The following is a 14,551-nucleotide window of genomic DNA, read 5'->3' on the forward strand; positions in this document are numbered from 1 at the left end:
TTTATGAGTGAGAACAGGCAGTTTAAGACGCTAACGGATAAAGAGCTGAGTAAAGGGACGGTTCGAGAGGCGAAGCTTAATCGAAAATATCGGATCGAGTGGGGACCGAAGTCTCACTTTTCTATCGTATGTGACGATGAGGATAGCCGAAAGAGTTATCAGCGCCATTCGAATGATCTGATCGGGTTGTTGGCACTAAAAAAGTGTCCTCAAACCTTTGTGACCATTGGTTTGGACCACAATATCAGCGTATCGGCATTCAACGGCCGACAGTTGCAATTGTTGACCGGACATACCGATAGGATCCTTGGTGTATTAGAGTTGAGTAAGAGCAAGCTGTTGAGCGTGGCGCAGGATAAAACGGTGCGGATCTGGGATCTCAACAACGGCGAAGCGCTGGCGGTGATGACAGCCGACGTGGTGGATTTGAGTGCGATAAAACGCTTCGCCAACTCTGAACATCTGGCTATTCGGGAGCCAAAGGGGATCAGTATCTGGACTGAGTCTGGGCAAAAAATAGCGGATATGCAGGGGTTAAAATCTGCGCTCAATGCAGTGTATACCCTGTTCAATGACAGCTGGCTGGTCGAAACCGAGCAAAAGCTTCCCAGTATCTGGTCTGCGACCGGCAGCCTGCTTTACCAGTTTGAATTTGATTTCAGTTTTGAAAACGATTTGATTGAGCTGGGTGAGGATCGTTTATTGATCCGTAACAATGGCGCTATCGGTCTTTGGGATCTCGAGGGTAAGCTGCTTTGCGAGCATGAAGCGAGCGAAGAGCTTGAGCAATTGTTTGACACACTCAAGCAAGGACGCAGCGATAGCACGAAGAAAATGAAGTCTTGTCCTGATGTCATTGACTATCCCCATTTGAGGAACCCGCTGGATCCACGGCGGTTCCAATGCGATGCCCGTCAGGAGCTGAAATCGCAAAAGTTGGCGTTGAAGGGCGATCGGAAACTGTTCTGGGACTTTTTCAACCGACCGCTGTTTGAGCCGATAAAAACAGCGATGAAAGAGATCGTCTCGTCCGCACGCCGCCGGTTAAAGCAGCTAGAGACTTTACAGGCCCAGGCCGAGTCGGAGAGAGATGCGTCGATAGTAAAACGTCTCAGGGCAGCTCGATGGAGTTGCGTAGCCCTTGCTATTGCCTTGCCGCTTGCTGGAGCGGGTTATTTGGCCTATTTAGGCAACTCGGCGGTGATCAGGCTGGCAGACTTGTTTGTGGGGCGAGGCCATCTGGAACTCGGGTTAGCCGAGGACGAGTGGTCACTTTTGGTTGCTGTTTTGTTTGGAACCGTCGCAGCCTCTACCGCACTTGTTAGTCTGATCATGTTGAGCCGCAATCGTATTCATTGCAGCCGCCAGTTGCAGCTTGAACATAACATCGAGGTATATCAGGCCATTGCCCCTGCGTTTGAAAGCTTAATCTTGCAAATTAAACAATACCGCCGCCGTTTGCTCAGCCAGATCCCCATTTTCTCAGATAAGACGTTGTTTGATGGTAAGCGGGTTGCACAGGCCATTGATCGTAAGATCGATACTGACCTCAAACTGATGGCGATGGACGAGTGTGGTTTAGAAAAAGAAGACATCATTTATACCGACCATGAAGCCATCGTATTGAAAGATTGGGCCTTGATCCAGGATGACGAAAAGCGTCAACAGGTCGAATCTAAGCTGCATCTTGGTAATGCCCGGAGCTTCTGGAGTGGCGCTAATCGACCGATCCTATTTGCGGTGCAGTACGTGCAGTATATCTTCCTGACAGAAGACAAAGTGGACGTATTCACAACCTATTATGATTTCATTGCCGGGAAGTGCATCGGTAAAGAAGCCAATGCCTTCTATTACAAAGACGTCACGAATATTGCTAAGCGCGAAGTGGACAGAGGCAATATCTATGGCAATGAGGACAACTCTCTCTCTGCAACGGAGATCGCGTTATCGGTTGCCAGCGGTGAGAAGATCCGTTTGACCATCCTCAATGAGGAGGGGGTGAGCTCGATGGCCAATGCGGCGAAGGATAACGAGAGTATGTCGGCTCAGATCCGCATCGACCAGCTCAAGCAAGATCGGGAAAGCATCGTCGAGGATCCCGATCTGGACGAAGATGAAAGATCAGAGGAGTTGGCGTTGATCGATGCCCAGATCATCGACATCACCAATCAGGAAGTTGCTCAGGACGTTTCAGCATCGAACAATATGGCGGATGAGACCATTCGAAATATTCGCAGTCAATTGCGCAATCACAAACAGCTCGAACGAGTTGCCGAGGCGGTCGAATGAGGTTATTCCTCAGCCATTCTAGTCAGGACCATCAGGTGGCAGCCGGCTTGGTAGCGCAACTCAAGGCATTGGGTCATTCGGTTTGGTTCGCGCCAGCGAAGATCCAGGCTGGCCACTGTTTTGCCAGTGAGATCAGTGCTGCGATGAGGGAGGTCGAAGCATTCTTGCTGTTGGCGAGTGGACGTGCCATTGGCTCTGGACATCAGTTGGGTTCTGAAGAAGTAAAGACCGAACTCAAGATGGCGCGTGAGCGCCGGATCCCAGTGATCCCGCTCAAAGTCGACGCAAGTCTGGACGGTGGCGGCGCTCAGGGGTTCGATTATTTGCTCAAAAACTATCAGTGGTTGGATCTTCAGCCCATGCTATCGGTCTCTCACTTTGCGGATATGGCGCTATTGATCGATGCCGCATTGAACGTCAGGGGCAATACCGCCAATCTGCCTATTGAGTCTCTTATCGCGCAGGCGGAGCAACGGCTTCGGGATAAAGACTGGCGTCGTGCCTCTGCACTATTGGAGGCTCTTGCCGTGCCGGTGGAACGGACGGGTCAGCATAAACTGTTGTTGCTCATTGCGAAACTGCAGTCGCAACCGATCAAGCGTCTAACAAAATCTAAGGCTGACGCGATCATTGCGCAGCTGGAGGGGCTCAGCCTCGGTGCTGAGGCGGCACCTGGACTGTATTTGCAGGCTTTGCTGTCTGAAGGTTTTTATCGCGCTCAGGCTATTGCTGATCCAACGCCCGGCTTTGATGCACTCAAGCACGCCGCGCAGGGCCAGGGGCGATTGAAGGCGAAATACGTGACGATGACGGACACCATGCTGAGGAACTCGACGGCTTTTGTGACTCAGTGGCGGTATTAGGTTTTGCTGTGTGTCGCAGCGGCGCTGTGAATGGGGTGAGATGAGCTGGAGATCGCGACAGATCAATTCAGAAGCTCATGCCGAGTCGGGGTTTGGCGGTTTCAAGACAGGATCCACCCAAGCCCGCTTCGGCGGGCCCTTGTTGGTAATTGACGTTCGCCGTTAGAAAGCGCGATGTGTCAATCATTGTGACGGTATCGAACATTGCTGGCTTGGCGAGATTGCTGATTTTGCTGACTTTCGTTACTGTGCGTTTCACTATGAGATGCGATGATGCACGTCATCGCCATCCTAAGAAGATGTCAGGGAATGCAAAAGATGAGCTCAGAACAAGATAATATGGCCATTGAAACCCAGCTGGTAACGGCCGGGCGACACAACAAATTTGGCCATGGTGCGGTCAATACCGTGGTGCAGCGGGCCTCCTCATTGGTGTTCGATTCGGTGGCACAAAAAAAAGTGGCGACGGCGAACCGGGCCAAAGGTGCACTGTTTTACGGTCGCCGTGGCACCGAAACCCACTTTGCGTTGCAGCAGGCGATGACCGAGTTGGAGGGGGGCGCCGGCTGTGTACTCTATCCGTGCGGTGCGGCAGCGGTGACCAACGCCATCCTATCCTTTGTCAGCGCCGGGGAGCATGTACTGATGACCGGCTCAGCGTATGAGCCAACTCAGGATTTTTGCAACGTCATGTTGGCAAAGATGAAGGTGACGACGACCTATTATGATCCGCTGATCGGCGAGGGCATTGCCGCACTGATGCAGCCCAATACTCGCGTGGTGTTTCTTGAATCGCCGAGCTCCATCACCATGGAGATCCCTGATATTCCGGCGATTGTCCGTGCTGTCCGTGCCGTCAATCCCGACGTGATCATCATGATCGACAACACCTGGGCGGCGGGCATTTTGTTTAAAGCCTTGGAGCATGACATCGATATCTCCATTCAGGCGGGAACCAAGTACCTCATCGGCCATTCCGATTACATGTTGGGCACCGCTGTGGCCAATGCGCGTTGTCTGGATCAACTTCGTGAGCAGTCCTATCTGATGGGGCAGATGGTGGATGCGGATACGGCTTACATGGCCAGCCGTGGGCTGCGTACCATGGGGGTGCGGCTGAAGCAGCATGGCGCGGCGAGCCTGGCCGTGGCCCAATGGCTCAAAGGCCGGCCAGAGGTCGAGCGGGTAAACCATCCCGCATTGCCCGAGTGTCCCGGCCACGACTTCTTTGACCGTGACTTTAGCGGTGGCAATGGCTTGTTCTCATTTGTCCTTAAGGCGCGCTTGAGCGATGCGCAGCTGGCGGACTATTTAGACAACTTCAAATTGTTCAGCATGGCCTATTCCTGGGGCGGTTTTGAATCCTTGATCCTCGCCAATCAGCCAGAAGAGCTCAATGCCATCCGTCCGGCTGCGCCGGTGGATTTTGACGGCACTCTGGTGCGGGTGCATATTGGCTTAGAGCAGGTGGACGATCTGATCGCCGATCTGGCGGCAGGCTTTGAGCGACTGCAGCGCTAACCGGTCACTCACCCAATAGAGGCATGGCGGCGGGTAACCTCCCATGCCTTTTTTATTGCCTCAGAAAGGCGTTGCGCGGGATTGACGTGGCTGGGTTGTGATCGGCGACTAATTTTCCGCGCCTTTTTTGCCGGCTTTTCATTTATTGACAGTCGGCGAAAATATCTGCGTTAGTATCGGCCTGAAACCGATCTCTAAGGCTCTGTATAAAAATGAATAAACTATCCCGAGTAGGCAGCTCAGTGTTAATGGGACTGGCGGTGGGCAGTGCAACGCTGGCTCCTACCGCTTTGGCGGCCGATCCGAGTCAGCCGAATATCATCGTGATCTATACCGACGATCAAGGCATGGGCGATGTCGGCTACCACGGCTATGACGACATCAAAACACCGAATATTGATAAGCTGGCTGCTGGCGGGGTTCATTTTCCTCAAGCCTACGTGTCTGCGTCGGTCTGCGGACCTTCCCGAGCCGGTCTGTTGACCGGCGTGTACCAGCAACGATTTGGTGTTTACGGTAACTTCAAGACCACCAAGATCCCTCATGAGCAGCCGATGATGACGGCGATGATGAAGGAATTTGGTTATGAAACCGGCGTCGTTGGCAAGTGGCATATGAGTGCACTCACTGGCACACCTAATGAACGGGGCGCAGACTTTTTTTACGGCTTCATTGGCGGCTCTCATGACTATTACAAGTCGGATGCAGAGGAGGGGGGCAAGCCTTGGCTGTCACCCATTTACCGAAACGAGGTTGCTGAACCGCCGATCCAAGAGCAAAACGGTTATCTGACGGAGCTGTTTACCGATGAGGCGGTGGGCTTTATTGAGCGCAATGCGGACAAGCCGTTTTTCCTGCACCTGGCCCATTTTGCGGTGCATCACCCTTGGACCGTGCCACAATCCTACATCGATCGGGTTGATCATCTGGATGCGGGCGAGGAGCGCAAGCTGTTTGCGGGTATGGCACTGGCGATGGATGATGGCATCGGTGAGGTGATGGAGACGCTGAAAAAGCACGATCTGTACGACAACACCCTGATCTTCTTCATGAGTGACAACGGCAGCCCGCGCGGGCAAGGGTTCGTCGCCCCACGTAAAAAAGCCCGGGGTGAAACCACCATGTCAAACCCAGGGATCTATAACGGGTTTAAAGGCGATACCTATGAAGGCGGCATTCGCGTGCCTTTCCTTATGCATTGGCCGAATGCGCTACCCGCCGGTGCGGTGTTTGAACATCCGGTGATGAACCTGGATATCATGCCAACCATCAATGCCGTGTTGGGCGGCAAAGAGGGTGGGGCCGGACCGGTACCGTTTGACGGGGTGAACCTGATCCCATTTTTGCTCGGCGAAGTGGGCGAGGGTGAGATCCCCCACGAGACCCTATACTGGCGTCGGGATCAAGATTACGCCTTCCGCGAAGGCGATTGGAAAATGACCTGGAACGATCAGAGCGGGCCGCAGACCATTCGCTTGTTTAACATTGCCGAGGATCCGGGCGAGTGGAATGACTTGGCGTTCAAAATGCCGGAAAAGACCCAGCAGATGAAAGACAAGTTCGACGCCTGGGAGTCCGAACTGCCGGAAAATACCCATGCCAAGCAGCGCACCAACCGCAACTATGAGTTTAAGAATGGCCATCGTGTGAATGTCATGCAGTTCAATAACGAGATGGCAGATAAAGCCGAGCGGGAATAACCTCAGGCTGAATTAGGGGCGTTCGAAGTCGTGTGTCACAGGGGGCATCGGGCGCTAACTTGTTGCTTGTTCGACGTGCACCACCAAGCCGCAGGCTTTTATTGTTAAACGCAAACGGCCCGCTCAGAGGATCCTGAGCGGGCCGTTTCAGTGCAGTGGAACGCTTACAGCTTGTGCAGGATGCGGCGCGCCAAACGCTCAGCACAGCCGTAGTTGTCCCACTCTTCAGTCAACAACAGGGTCTCTTTGTTGTTGCAGATATGCGGTAGGAAGGCATCATGGCAGTCGCTGATCAGCTTGATGTAGGAGTATGGCGTGCCATCTTCCGCTTGACGGGCGCGGTTGAGCATACGCTGATAGGCGATCTGTGGGCTGGAGCGCAGATACAGTACGGAGGTGACCTTAGGGTAATCTTCCAGCTTGTCCCAGATATCGTAGTAGTAGGTCAGATCGTCGCCGTCTGGACGACAGGCTTCCTGCAAGTTGGCCTGACAAAACACCAGATCAGAGTAGAGGGAGCGCTCCAATACATAGTTGTAAGCCGGATCCAGATCGGCACACAGAGATGCGCGATGGTTGGTGATAAAGCGCTGGAAGTTGATACGCTTGGTTGGATCTTGCGTAAACTCGGCCAACAGGCGACGGAACTCCGGGTTGGTGTCCACATCTTCGAGGATCATCTTCCAGGGTTTGCCGTCCATCGTGTTGAGGTGCTCGACCAATCTTGGTACCAAAGTAGATTTGCCGACGCCAATGTTGCCTTCTACTGCAACCAACTCAAATTGCTGTTGTTTCATGTTTACCCTCAAACACACGCTGCTGGTGGGCGGACTGTTCCGACCAAAACGGCGGGCAATACTAACGGCATCATTGCCCAGTTTCCACAAAAAATTGAGCGCATGTCGAGTCAAGCAAAAATGGCAAAATTCTCCGATTAAAACTCGCCTGCAAAGCTTGCTTTTGGCTGAGCAGTGAGGTCATTTTGATGACCAAACGGGTAGGCTGAGCCAAGAAATGCCTGCGTCGCGAGAGTCAAGTTCAAATGGAAAGATCTTAGGGGCTCGCTGGCGAGCCAGTCCGCGTGTTGTTGGACGACGCATCGGGTTTGAATGGCGACGAAACGAACGTTCAGGGCTTGGCGTGGTGGGACGATTGGGTACACTAACAGCAACCCCCCCTAGTGTAAGTGGAAAAGAGATGATGAGCCCAGAGTTCGCTAGCAAGGAACCCGCCCCATTTTCGTTGATGCGGATCGATGTCTCATTCGAGTTAGAACAAAAATGGGTGCGGCAAGTGGAGCAGGTGTTGTCTGTTTACGTCGAACACCCTGAGGTCGCAACGGAGATCGTGACCAGCGGTTATGAAGACGGTCAAATGACGCTGGAGCTGGTCTATTTTTCGGTAGATGGCACCTTCAAGAATGAATTGGTTTGGCTGCACAAAGCACTGCAAACCGTTGTTGTCCCTGTGCCTGTGTTTACGATTGAGGTGCGACAGGATTGAGACTCTTGGGAGCCGATCGTTGCGCTAGCCATAAAACGCTCGGCGAACCAACGACCAAGACAACCTTGGCATGCTCCAACGGGAGCTCGATGTGATTAAGTATTGCCGAGGCAGGAGTGCTAGTGCGCAACCTGCCTTGTTGTTTATCGGGCTCGCTATCCCCAGAAATGTCACACAATTCAGGCACCGGCAACGGTATATCGCTGCAGTCTATCGGCACCCTCGAATAAGTTCGAATTCGTCGTCCGGGTATGGCCCGTTATAGGGCTTGCATGATGATCTTGACTTGAACCTCGCCCGATAAAACTGGGATTAGGTTGCCCTCGCGCCATTGGCCATCGACGCAGATCCGGCGTACCCCTTGCTCTAATCCATCTGGGTTGCTGATCTCAATGTGATAGGTGGCATCGCGGAACCGCCGGATCACGCTAAAACCGGCCCATGAGGCGGGGATACAGGGATCGATCCGCAAGCCATCCAGCTCTGGCCGGATCCCCAGAATGAACTGGGTCACCGCGTAGTAATTCCAGGATGCCGTGCCGGTTAACCAACTGTTTTTGGCCTCACCGTGTCGCTTAGCGTCTTTACCGGCGATCATCTGTGCATAGATATAGGGCTCTTGCCGGTGCAATTGCTGGTCGTTTTGCTCGCGATAGGCGGGGGCGATGCGGGTGTAGTAATCGAACGCTTTCGTGCCCCGGCCCAGTCGGGTTTCCGCGATCATGATCCACGGGTTTGCGTGGCAAAAGATCCCGGCATTTTCCTTGTATCCCGGCGGATAACTGGAGATCTCGCCATACTCCGGATAGTAGCGAGAATAGGCTGGTTGTTGGACGACGATGCCGTGGGCCGTGGCCAAGCGATCGGCAACCGCGTCCAGCGCGCTGCGGGCTTTGCCGTTGTGCAGACCGATGTCGGCCATGACGCAAAAGCCCTGGGATTCGATAAAGATCTGCCCCTCTTGGTTTGACCGGCTGCCGACCGGCCGGCCCAAGGCGTCATAGGCCCGCAGGAACCAGTCTCCATCCCAGCCATGGGTTTCGACGGCGCGGACCATGCCGGCAATGGCGTCAGCGGCCGCCGCAGCGGCTTGCGTTCGCCCGGTTTGCTCACACAGTGTCTGGTACTCTCGGCCAAATAAGACAAACTGACCGGCGATCATGACCGATTCCGCCACGTCGCCCTGGCGGTTTTCGGTGATCTGGAACGATTGATCCGGATCGTCGGAAAAGCAGTTGAGGTTGAGGCAATCGTTCCAGTCTGCGCGGCCGATCAACGGCAGCTGATGTGGCCCCAATTTGTTCAATACGTGCTGGAATGACGCGCTGAGGTGATCAAACAGGGCGGCATCGCCGTCCGGTTGATCGTCAAACGCCACGGGCGCGGCTAATATCGACAGATCGCCGGTTTCCCGAACGTAGCCGGAGACAGCAAAGACCAGCCACATCGGATCGTCATTAAAGTTGCCGCCGATGTCACTGTTGCCTTGTTTGGTCAGGGGTTGGTACTGATGATAGGCCGAGCCATCACGCTTTTGCGTCGCGGCGAGATCGAGGATCCGTTGGCGCGCGCGCGTTGGCTCCAGATGGACCACGCCGATCAGATCCTGATTGGAATCCCGAAAGCCCATGCCCCGGCCGATCCCGGACTCAAAGTAGCTGGCGCTGCGGGAGAGATTAAAGGTCACCATATTCTGGTAGGGGTTCCAGATATTGACCATACGATCCAGCAGCGGCTCTGGGCTTGCGACGTGGAAGCCTTGCAGTTGCTGCTGCCAATAGTGTTTGAGCGCGTTAACATGTCGCTCGACCGCGTCGTTATCGGCAAACCGGTGGGCCAAGGCGTGCGCGGGGGCGAGATAAGGCACCGCCGCGCTGGTCGATTGTCGTGACGCCGAGGGTGGGTTGTCGGCCCATTTGTCCGCGGCAGCGACCTCGATATAGCCAAGCACAAAGATCAGATCCCGGCTTTCCCCCGGGGCCAACTCGATGTCGAGCTGGTGTGACGCGATCGGCGACCAGCCGTCCGCCACCGAATTTCGACTTTGGCCACGGCACACGACGTCAGGGCAGGCCAAGGTGCCTTGGGGGCCGAGGAACGCGTCCCGATCGGTATCGAATCCGCTGATCGCTTGATTGACTGAGAAGAAGGCATAATGATCACGCCGCTCTCGGTATTCGCTGTGATGGACCAGTAGACTGCCATCGACCGTCACTTCGCCAACCGAGAGGTTGCGCTGGAAATTGCTGGCATCCTCGTCGGCATTCCACAAACACCACTCAACGAACGAGAATAACTGCATAGACTGCGGTTGTTCGCCCTCGTTGCTGAGGCGTAAGCGATGCACCTCCGCCCGGGTATCCAGCGGGACAAAGCTCAGCAATTCACTGCGGATCGCGCCCAAGCGGCTGTTGATCTTGCTGTAGCCGGTACCGTGTCGACACTCAAAGCTATCGAGCTCGGTATTGGCCGGCCGGTAGCCTGGCGACCAGATCGTGTGGCCCTGTTTTAAGTAAAAGTAGCGACCGCCGCTGTCCGCCGGAATGTTGTTATAGCGGTAGCGGGTGAGACGACGCAGCTTGGCATCCTGCCAAAAGCTGTAACCGCCGCCGGTATGAGAAAACAGGCCATAGAAGCCGTTATTCCCCAAGTAATTGATCCAAGGTGCTGGCGTGTGTGGCGTTGTGATCACGTATTCCTGGGCGTGATCATCAAACGCGCCGTATCGCCGCGGCGATCCCTTCAGCTTGTTCATGATGTTGTTCATCCAATTTATCGTACCAGCTGTACTTCATGACCAAAGCGCACAAGCTAAACAGCAATGCGCTGATCCCAGCCCAGTAAAAGTCCTTTATGACAATAAAAATGGGTAGCGCAACTAGGCAGGTTTGCGCGACCACACCGAGCACAACGTTGGCCATATCGCGCCAGAAGTTGCGGTTGTGGGGGAACTGGGGATCCTGCGCACTGATCTGGGCGGCAACGGGCCCCCAAAAGCCCCAAGGGCGGACCGTGCGGTAGAAAGAGAGCAGGACTTGATTGTCAACCGGCGCCGTGGCGAAGCTGACAATGAAACAGGCGGCGGCACTGATCAGCAGCACGGCCGGAAACAGGTAGAGCGGCAGGAGATCGGACGCGATATAGGGGAATAATCCGCCGGCGAGTGGCGGCAGGATGAGGCTCGCTAAAATGCCGCTTGCCATACCCCAGAAATAGCCGTGTCCATTGAGTCGCCACCAATACCACTTGAGGACATTGGCCACGGTATATCCGCCCCAGAGGCCGGACACCAACCACTGCAAAACGCTGTTGATACTGGTGACAAACAGGCCGATCCCGGTACTGATCACGACGACCAACACGGACACCAGGTAGCTGGCCTTGATCAGGGTGCGATCCGAGGCTTGTGGATTGAAATACCGTTTATAGATGTCGTTGACTACATAGGCCGGTGCCGCATTCACCGTCGAGGCGAAGGTGGACATAAAGGCGGCGAGGAGCCCGGCAAGGAGTAGGCCTAACAGGCCGACGGGGACAAACTCCAGCATGGCGCTGGGCAGGACATTCTCAAAGTCGAGCTTGCCGCCGTTGATCAGATCCAGTCGGTCATAGTGAACCACGGCGAGCACCGCAAAACCGGCGATCATAAAATACCGAATGGGCATGAGTGCCACCGACACAAAGCCGCTCATCAGTGCCCCCTCTTTGGGGCTCTTGGTGGCGAGGATCTTCTGCATGTCATAGTTCGGTGCCGGCCCGGCCGCACTGACCAGGACGCCCTTAAACAGCATCATCATGACGAAGATCCCGAACAATGAATAGCCGTCGCTGTTGACCTTGGCCACGGCTTCGGGGATATGGCTGGCCCAGTCAATGGCCAACTCCCAGCTAATGCTGGGATCGGTCCACCCCGCTGGGACGGCGGCATGCAGGGTTTCCTGTGGCACCGACACCATGGCGATGATCCCGATGGTCAAAGCCGCAACGGTCATGATGGCGAACTGTAAAATGTCGGTCCAGACGATGCTGTACATGCCGCCGAGGATCACATAAAAGGTGGCTATGGACGTAAAGAAGATCCCATAAAAGTGCGGGACATACTGAGGCGCCACGGTAAAGGGAAGGTAGGGGCTGATGGACTCGAACGGAATGAAGATCTCCATGAATTTGCCGACGCCGATAAAGCCGTAGGCGAGAAAGCCTAAGACGGAGATCAGCGCAAAAACCACCACCACCAGATGGGACATCTGCGCTCCGCGCTCAAAGCCAAAACGGGTTCCGATCCACTCGGCACCGGTTAACACATTGGAGCGGCGTAACCAGAGTGACAGAAACACCATCAAAAAGACCTGGTTGAATACCGGCCAGAGCCAAGGGATCCAGATACTTTTCAGTCCGTAGAGGAAACACAGTGCCACCAGCCACATGGTGCCGGAGATATCGAACATGCCCGACGCATTGGATAGCCCCAGCATGTACCACGGCAATTGCTTGCCACCTTGAAAGTAACTCTTGAGGTTCTTGCTGGCCCGTTTCTTCATGGCCAGCCCGATCCCGATGGTGGTTAACAAATAGAGCAGCACGATGGCGCTATCGATCCAGGTCAGATGCATCATGTCTCCTTGTCGATATGTGTTTTGATGGGGCTGTTGCTTCAAGCAACCGGCCAATTGTCGAAGTTGGTGTAGAGCGCGCGATCGGAGTCAGCACAGGGTTGTGGCTGCCGTATTGATAAAATGATGGGTTAGCGTTGGCGGCGATGCATTGGGGGGCGGCTAGTCCGCGTTGGAGAGCCGTGGCTATGCGCTGTGCACCTACTAGGGCGAGGGTACGAATGACGCCATAGGACAAGTGGTGCGCCGAGGTTTGCCACCAGTCGCATGGCATCGTGTTGCATTGACGCAGGGTTAGCAGTCGACTTGACCGGCGCGGAGGTGGGCAATTGCCAACTTGGCCACCGCTGCTTGCGACAGCAATGATCGTGAGGCGGGGCGGGCACTCATTTTGTGGTTCCACGTTGCACTCCTTGCATTGTGGTCGCCAAGATCCGAGCTGTGCTATAGACAGCGGGATCGTTGCTGCAGTGATTGTTTTCTATCTATAGCGTCATTGGTTTTCACCAAAAATGACGTCACATCGTTCTAGTATGGCCGCTTGGGATCGAGGATGAGAAGATCAGGACTGTTTTTTCTTTAGCCAGTCAGTTATGTGGGTCGTTACCCTCTTCCGGCTTTTACGATATTCTGCTCGAATAACGATAATTTATAGAGGTCACCCGTGTTGTTGTTGAACACAGTCTTTTGTATGAAAGGGCGCGACAATCGCGTTCGACACGCCGCCGTTCATGCCGCGCTATTGTTGGCACTGATGGTGCTGGCGGGTTTGTTTTATGGGTTGGCTATCAGTGCTGCGGTCGTCAGCATTGCGGCTTGCGTCGCGACTGTGATCAGCTTTGCAACCAGCCGTCGCCGGTTGCGCGATGCCGGACGCCCACTGTCATGGGCGGCGGCGGTTGGCTCGGGCTGGCTGTTGTTTGCCCTTGTCCATGGGGTTTGGGCTGGCGCGGGATGGAGTTGGTGGCTGTTACTGCTGCCCATCGGCGGTGCAGTGGTACTCGCGGTGTTGCCTGAGCATCAAGGACGCGCGACGCTGATGCGAACCTGGGGGTATGCGGGCCCGCAGACCGATTCGCTCCAGACGACGGCGAACATGATGGCACAACCTCGGGTCGAGCCATCCATCGATGGCGAGACGACGGCGCAGCCGATCCCGAGCGAGGTCCCACACGCGCCACACGATTGGGATGCACCGGTCGCGTCCACTTGGTCTTGGTCATTGCCGCAGATGGATCTTCACGCACTGTGGCAGCGGCTGCGGCCCTATTGGCGTCATCTGGCAGCGGGCGCGGCGGGTTTGGTGATGGTATTTGTCGCGATCGTCGGGTTACGACAACCGGCGCAGCCGCTGCCGAGCGATGTTGAGGTTGCACAGACGACGGTATCCGAGCCGAGTTTTGACCATCAGGTTGATATGCCAGACAGCTATCAACTGCAGTTGCTGAATGATGGCGTGATCGTACGTTGGCCGGGCAGCGCCAACGCCCAAGGGGAGATCTGGTCGTTGTTGACGGCGCAGGGAGATCGCAGTTGTCAGGTTGCCCGCTTTAATAATGGGACGGAGTATCGTCCGGTGAAGGTCGAAGTGTGGGGCGATGACGTTTATTACGCCTATCTGTCACCCCTAGATACCGCAGCCTTTATCTATGATGTGGCGATGCGTGGCAACTTCAAGTTGTGCGGCTACGACTTCAGTTTGCGTGGCAGTATGGACACCTTGCGGGCAGATCCCGCCTTCGCGCTCTACACCCGTCAGCGCTAACAACGGCAGCCCCATCAGCGCTGTACTGTCCACGCGACGCTCAGGTCCTGAGCGCCCATTCAGAACACCCCACAGCTAGATGGCTGTGACACAATTCGAAGCGATGATCGGATGATGTCGTCGTTTGATGAAGCTCCGTGGCTCTCTGAGTCACGGAGCTTTTTTATGGGCCCTGCGGCAACGCCTAATCGGGATAAATCCGGTCATTTGTTTGGCAGTTTTGCCCCGGTTCTCTATGTTTGTCTATTCATCGTCAATCCATGGCTTTGCCTGCGGTAACGGCAGGATGACCCTGAG

10 protein-coding genes are annotated in these 14,551 nt (G+C 55.0%); 6 read left to right on the forward strand and 4 right to left on the reverse strand.

Going from position 1 to position 14,551, the window contains the following annotated elements; all coding sequences use genetic code 11:
* The first annotated feature begins 3 nt into the window (after positions 1 to 3).
* Complete coding sequence (locus tag ABEA08_RS18555) at positions 4 to 2,289, forward strand: WD40 repeat domain-containing protein (RefSeq protein WP_345336893.1); 2,286 nt, start codon at positions 4 to 6, stop codon at positions 2,287 to 2,289.
* On the forward strand, positions 2,286 to 3,152 hold the full coding sequence (locus ABEA08_RS18560; protein ID WP_345336894.1) for a toll/interleukin-1 receptor domain-containing protein: 867 nt from the start codon (positions 2,286 to 2,288) through the stop codon (positions 3,150 to 3,152). The genes ABEA08_RS18555 and ABEA08_RS18560 overlap by 4 nt, the downstream gene beginning before the upstream one ends.
* A gap of 67 nt (positions 3,153 to 3,219) precedes the next feature.
* Here ABEA08_RS18560 and ABEA08_RS18565 read toward each other — a convergent pair whose 3' ends face one another.
* Positions 3,220 to 3,411 (reverse strand): hypothetical protein, encoded by a 192-nt coding sequence (locus ABEA08_RS18565; RefSeq protein WP_345336896.1) that lies wholly within the window; start codon positions 3,409 to 3,411, stop codon positions 3,220 to 3,222.
* Between the two features lie 59 nt (positions 3,412 to 3,470).
* On the opposite strand from ABEA08_RS18565, the gene metC reads away from it, so the two are divergent.
* Together metC and ABEA08_RS18575 are read left to right on the forward strand one after the other, a co-directional pair.
* Positions 3,471 to 4,673: a cystathionine beta-lyase gene (gene metC / locus ABEA08_RS18570; protein ID WP_345336897.1), complete on the forward strand. Its 1,203-nt coding sequence runs from the start codon at positions 3,471 to 3,473 to the stop codon at positions 4,671 to 4,673.
* 212 nt (positions 4,674 to 4,885) lie between these two features.
* A complete protein-coding gene (locus ABEA08_RS18575) occupies positions 4,886 to 6,373 on the forward strand; it encodes a sulfatase family protein (protein ID WP_345336898.1) in 1,488 nt (495 codons plus the stop codon).
* Positions 6,374 to 6,537: 164 nt separating this feature from the next.
* Here the strand turns inward: ABEA08_RS18575 and ABEA08_RS18580 are convergent, their stop codons facing one another.
* A complete protein-coding gene (locus tag ABEA08_RS18580) occupies positions 6,538 to 7,170 on the reverse strand; it encodes a deoxynucleoside kinase (RefSeq protein WP_345336899.1) in 633 nt (210 codons plus the stop codon).
* Positions 7,171 to 7,573: 403 nt separating this feature from the next.
* Here ABEA08_RS18580 and ABEA08_RS18585 point away from each other — a divergent pair, with 403 nt between their 5' ends.
* Positions 7,574 to 7,876, forward strand: a complete 303-nt coding sequence (locus ABEA08_RS18585; RefSeq protein ID WP_345336900.1) for a hypothetical protein — start codon at positions 7,574 to 7,576, stop codon at positions 7,874 to 7,876.
* 259 nt (positions 7,877 to 8,135) lie between these two features.
* On the opposite strand, the gene ABEA08_RS18590 is transcribed toward ABEA08_RS18585, so the two are convergent.
* Positions 8,136 to 10,631: a glycoside hydrolase family 94 protein gene (locus ABEA08_RS18590; protein ID WP_345336901.1), complete on the reverse strand. Its 2,496-nt coding sequence runs from the start codon at positions 10,629 to 10,631 to the stop codon at positions 8,136 to 8,138.
* Entirely contained in the window at positions 10,588 to 12,489 is a 1,902-nt protein-coding gene (locus ABEA08_RS18595) for a sodium:solute symporter family protein (protein ID WP_345336902.1), read from the reverse strand. The genes ABEA08_RS18590 and ABEA08_RS18595 overlap by 44 nt, the downstream gene beginning before the upstream one ends.
* Positions 12,490 to 13,180: 691 nt before the next feature.
* On the opposite strand from ABEA08_RS18595, the gene ABEA08_RS18600 reads away from it, so the two are divergent.
* Complete coding sequence (locus tag ABEA08_RS18600; protein ID WP_345336903.1) at positions 13,181 to 14,254, forward strand: hypothetical protein; 1,074 nt, start codon at positions 13,181 to 13,183, stop codon at positions 14,252 to 14,254.
* The last annotated feature ends 297 nt before the right edge of the window (positions 14,255 to 14,551 follow it).

The sequence above is a fragment of the Ferrimonas pelagia genome (assembly GCF_039543565.1).
In the GTDB taxonomy this organism is placed as follows: Bacteria; Pseudomonadota; Gammaproteobacteria; order Enterobacterales; family Shewanellaceae; genus Ferrimonas; species Ferrimonas pelagia.

Coding starts and splice junctions, on each gene's coding strand:
- ABEA08_RS18595 (WP_345336902.1), bottom strand. CDS start 12,489: ATGCATCTGACCTGGATCGATAGCGCCATCGTGCTGCTCTATTTGTTA.
- ABEA08_RS18590 (WP_345336901.1), bottom strand. CDS start 10,631: ATGAACAAGCTGAAGGGATCGCCGCGGCGATACGGCGCGTTTGATGAT.
- ABEA08_RS18560 (WP_345336894.1), top strand. CDS start 2,286: ATGAGGTTATTCCTCAGCCATTCTAGTCAGGACCATCAGGTGGCAGCC.
- ABEA08_RS18600 (WP_345336903.1), top strand. CDS start 13,181: ATGAAAGGGCGCGACAATCGCGTTCGACACGCCGCCGTTCATGCCGCG.
- ABEA08_RS18575 (WP_345336898.1), top strand. CDS start 4,886: ATGAATAAACTATCCCGAGTAGGCAGCTCAGTGTTAATGGGACTGGCG.
- metC (WP_345336897.1), top strand. CDS start 3,471: ATGAGCTCAGAACAAGATAATATGGCCATTGAAACCCAGCTGGTAACG.
- ABEA08_RS18555 (WP_345336893.1), top strand. CDS start 4: ATGAGTGAGAACAGGCAGTTTAAGACGCTAACGGATAAAGAGCTGAGT.
- ABEA08_RS18585 (WP_345336900.1), top strand. CDS start 7,574: ATGAGCCCAGAGTTCGCTAGCAAGGAACCCGCCCCATTTTCGTTGATG.
- ABEA08_RS18580 (WP_345336899.1), bottom strand. CDS start 7,170: ATGAAACAACAGCAATTTGAGTTGGTTGCAGTAGAAGGCAACATTGGC.